Source organism: Mycobacterium sp. (assembly GCF_035314665.1).
In the GTDB taxonomy this organism is placed as follows: Bacteria; Actinomycetota; Actinomycetes; order Mycobacteriales; family Mycobacteriaceae; genus Mycobacterium.
Genome location: NZ_DATFZD010000243.1, coordinates 1 through 4,367, shown reverse-complemented (window position 1 = coordinate 4,367; position 4,367 = coordinate 1). Strand labels below are relative to the sequence as shown.

Sequence of the window (4,367 nt, the reverse complement as noted above, 5' to 3'; positions counted from 1 at the left end):
TGACCTCGACGAGCTGACCGAGCCCGACTCCGCGGCGTGATCCGCATCGACACGTCTGGATGCTCGTATGACCAACTGGGTGGGTGTGCTGTATCCGCAGCAGACACCCGACGGCGTCGGCGTAGTGTGCCATCAAGTGAGGATGGTGACCGTCGATGGCCGAGGGCGATCCACACGCGACACAACAGGATGCGGCTTCCGGCATCGCGGCCGAACTACGCAATGCGGGATTCGACGACATAACCGAAGTCGGGCATGGGGGATTCGGGGTGGTCTACCGCTGCACGCAACCGTCGTTGGATCGGACTGTTGCGGTAAAGGTCTTGACGTCTGATCTCGACCCGGACAACGTCGAGCGCTTCGTGCGTGAACAACGAGCCATGGGCAGGCTGTCCGACCACCCGCACATCGTGACAATTCTCGAGGTCGGCACCATCGCGACGGGCCGGCCATTCATCGTGATGCCCTATCACGCCAAGGACTCCCTGGAAGCCTTGATCCGCCGCCACGGACCAGTCGACTGGAATGAGGCCGTGAGCATCGGCGTGAAGCTGGCCGGCGCGCTGGAAGCTGCACATAACGTCGGCATCTTGCATCGTGACGTCAAGCCGGGGAACATCCTCCTCTCGGACTACGGCGAACCGCAGCTCACTGACTTCGGCATCGCTAGGATCGCGGGAGGTTTTCAGACAAAGACAGGCGTGATCGCCGGCTCACCGGCGTACACCGCCCCCGAAGTGCTCGAGGGTGCGACGCCGATGCCGCAATCGGATGTGTATTCGCTCGGCGCGACCCTGTTTTGCGCGATGACCGGCCACGCGGCGTTCGAGCGCCGCAGCGGCGAAAAGGTGATCGCCCAGTTCCTGCGGATCACGTCGCAGCCGATTCCGGACCTGGCTGGGCACGGGCTGCCCCCCGATGTTGCGGCCGCCATCGAACGCGCCATGGCCCGTGACCCCTCCGACCGTCCCACCTCGGCAGCGGAGTTCGGCGAGCGGCTTCGCGCCATTCAGCGCAACCACGGTGTTTTCGTCGACGAGATGGCACGTCATGTCGAGCTGGGCGTGGAAAGCCGCAAGGCGCCGGAAGTGCCGTCAGCCCGCCGTGCGCACATGTGGACGACACCGACACCGCCCACCCCCGTGACGAAATACCGCCCTCCAGTCGCGCTCAGGTCGCTAATTGTTCGGGATCGGCTAGCCGGTGTTGTTCGTGCCGCGGGGCGGCGGCGCCTGATTCTCATCAACGCGCCGTCGGGCTACGGCAAGAGCACCCTGGCGGCCCAGTGGCGCGAGCTTCTCATGCGCGAGGGCGTCGCCGTGGCTTGGCTAACTGTCGATGACGACGACAACAACGCAGTGTGGTTCCTGGCGCACCTGCTCGAGTCGATCCGAACGATTCGACCCGCCCTGGCGGCGTCCTTGGCGCAGGTGCTCGAAGAGCACGGCGACGACTCGGCCCGCTACGTATTGACGTCGCTGATCGACGAGATACACGAAAACAACGACCGAATCACCCTCGTCGTGGATGACTGGCATCGGGTATCGGACAGCCAGGCCATTGCCGCTCTGGGCTTCCTGCTCGAACACGGCTGCCACCACCTGCAGCTCATCGTGACGAGCTGGTCGCATGCGGATCTGCCGGTGAGCAAATTGCGACTCCGTGATGAGCTCGTCGAGATTGACTGTGACGCTCTGCGTTTCGATCCCGACGAGGCGCAGTCATTGCTCAATGATGTCGGCGGCCTAGCATTGTCGGGCGCCGACGTTGCGGCGCTAACCGCCTCGACGGATGGGTGGGCGGCCGGCCTGCGGCTCGCTACTTTGTTCTTACGCGGCGGTGCCGACGCCTCCAGTCTTATCGGTCGGCTTTGCGGTGCACATGACGTCATCGGTGAGTTCTTGGCCGAAAACGTCCTCGACACACTTGAACCGGCGATAGCCGACTTCATGTTGGCAACGTCGATCACCGAGAGGACCTGCGGCGGACTGGCATCGGCGTTGTCCGAGCAGCCGCGAGGACTGGCGATGCTCGAAGAGGTCACGCATCGCGGGCTGTTCCTGCAGCGGATCGACAACGACCCCGACTGGTTTCGTTATCACCAGCTGTTCGCCGAATTCCTACGCCAGCGACTTGAACGCGACGATCCCGAGCGGGGTCGGCGACTGCACCGCACGGCGGCGGCATGGTTCGCCGAACACGGCTACCTCAACGAGGCCGTCAACCATGCGCTCGCCGTCGACGACCCGACCCTCGCCGTTGACCTTGTCGAGCAAGACGAGACACGTCTGCTCGAGGAGTCGAAAATGACGACGTTCCTCGAGATTGCCAAGAAACTGCCGCCCCGGCTGCTGGTATCGAGGGCACGACTTCAGCTGGCGATCGCCTGGGCAAATATCCTGCTACAGCGCAGGGCGCCCGCCGACGCCGCGCTGAATTGCTTCGAGGCGGCTCTGGGCAGGGCAGAACTCTCGGATGCGTCGCGAGCCGATCTTCGAGTGGAAGCCGACGTGCTGCGCGGGGTGGCAGAACTATTCGCCGACCGTAGTGATCGTATCGATTCTCTTGTCTCCGAGGCGTTCTCGAGAGCTGATACCCTCCACCCTCGGGTACCCGGGGTGGTGGGTAATGTCGCAGCGTTCGCCGCCATTTACCGTTTCGAGTTTGACGACGCACGAAGGCTGCTGCGGTGGGCGGCGCCCTACCAGGACATGATCCGGCCGTTCGTGAGCGTGCTCGCACACTGCTTTGCCGGAATTGCCGCCAAGTACGAGCTTGACATCACCACCGCTCAACGTGAGTTTCGCGAAGCGTTCGAAATCGGAGTGACAGTGGGGTCGCACTCCCACGCTGCGCGTCTCGCAGGTGCTATGCTCGGCGAATTGCTTTATGAAGCTGGCGAATTGGATGAAGCGACGCGATTGCTGGAGATGAGCTATGGACTTGGGCCAGAGGGTGGTGGCGTGGACTACCTCGCCGCGCGGTACGTCGGAAGCGCCAAAGTCATAGCAGCGCAAGGTGATCTCAGCGTCGCGGCCGAGTGCCTCGACGCCGGTATGAAGACAGCGGAGGAACTGCGACTCCCGCGACTCGCGGCCGCGATCAACAACGAGCGGATCCGATTGGGAATCAGCGTCGCGCCGGCGGTGGCAGCCGGCCTGCGATCCGTGCGGACTATTCCGCGAGACGACGGTATCGCCACGATAACCGCTGAACTCGACGAGGACTCTGCGGTTCGCCTGCTGTTAGCGGGCGGTACCGCCGAGGAACAAGAGCAGGCAGGCCGACGGGCGAGCAAGCTGGTTGCGAGCATCGATGCCGCGCGAAGGCCGTTGGCGGCGCTGCGCGCTCAACTGCTGCTCGCTGAAACACTGGCCCGCACAGGCAGATCAGCTGATGCAATGATCCCCGCAGTCGCACGACGGTGTGAAGAAGTCGGACTACCGCGTTTGCTTGTCGATGCCGGCCTTGGCTAATTCCTGGTTGCGATCCGACACCGTGTCCCGGTCATACGTGCGCGCCTGGTCCAGCGGCCGGCGCTCGCTGCGTCAGTAGGCGCGCGGCAGGTTCAGCGCCTGCGTGGAGATGTAGTTGAGGACCATCTCCTGGGAGAACGGCGCATTGCGCAGCAGCCGCGCCTCCCGCCACAGCCGCTCCACGTGGTACTCCTTCGCGTAGGCGTAGCCACCGTGCGTGGACATGGCGCGGTCGCAGGCATCGAAGCCGGCCTCGGCACCCAGATACTTGGCCGCCGCGGACTGGATGCCGCAGTTTTGGTGGTCGTCGTAGAGCTTGGCCGCGTGCATCGCCGTCAGCCGAGCCGCCTCCAGGCGGATCCAGGAGTCGGCCAGCGGGTGGGCGACCGCCTGGTTCTGGCCGATGGGCCGGTCGAAGACCACGCGTTCGTTGGCGTACTTCGTCGCCAGTTCCAGTGCCGCCTGACCGATACCGACGCCCTCCAGCCCCACGACGATGCGCTCGGAGTTCAGCCCATCGACGAGGTACTTAAAGCCTTGGCCCACCTCTCCCACGACCTCCTCGTCGCGGACCTCGAGGTTCTCGATGAACAGCTCGTTGGAGTCGATCGCCGAGCGGCCCAGCTTCTCGATCTCGCGGACCGTGATCCGGTCGCGGTCCAGGTCGGTGAAGAAGAGCGTCATCCCGTGCAGCGGCTTCTCGTGGTTGCGAGGAGACGTGCGTGCCAGCAGCAGGATCTTGTGGGCGTTCTGTGCGTTGCTGATCCAGACCTTCTGGCCGTTGACCAACCAGCCACCGTCGACCTTCTCCGCCTTGGTTCGGATGCGCGAGGTGTCGACCCCGGCGGTGGGCTCGGTGACGCCGAACGCCATGAGGATCTCGCCCCGGGC

2 protein-coding genes are annotated in these 4,367 nt (G+C 64.3%); one reads left to right on the top strand and one right to left on the bottom strand.

Translation table 11 applies throughout. The annotated features are described in order from the left end of the window. The first annotated feature begins 155 nt into the window (after positions 1 to 155). Entirely contained in the window at positions 156 to 3,476 is a 3,321-nt protein-coding gene (locus VKI00_RS17780; RefSeq protein ID WP_324439647.1) for a protein kinase domain-containing protein, read from the top strand. Positions 3,477 to 3,548: 72 nt separating this feature from the next. Here the strand turns inward: VKI00_RS17780 and VKI00_RS17775 are convergent. Then, positions 3,549 to 4,367, bottom strand: an 819-nt coding sequence (locus VKI00_RS17775) for an acyl-CoA dehydrogenase family protein (protein WP_324439645.1), incomplete at its 5' end; no start/stop codon positions are given.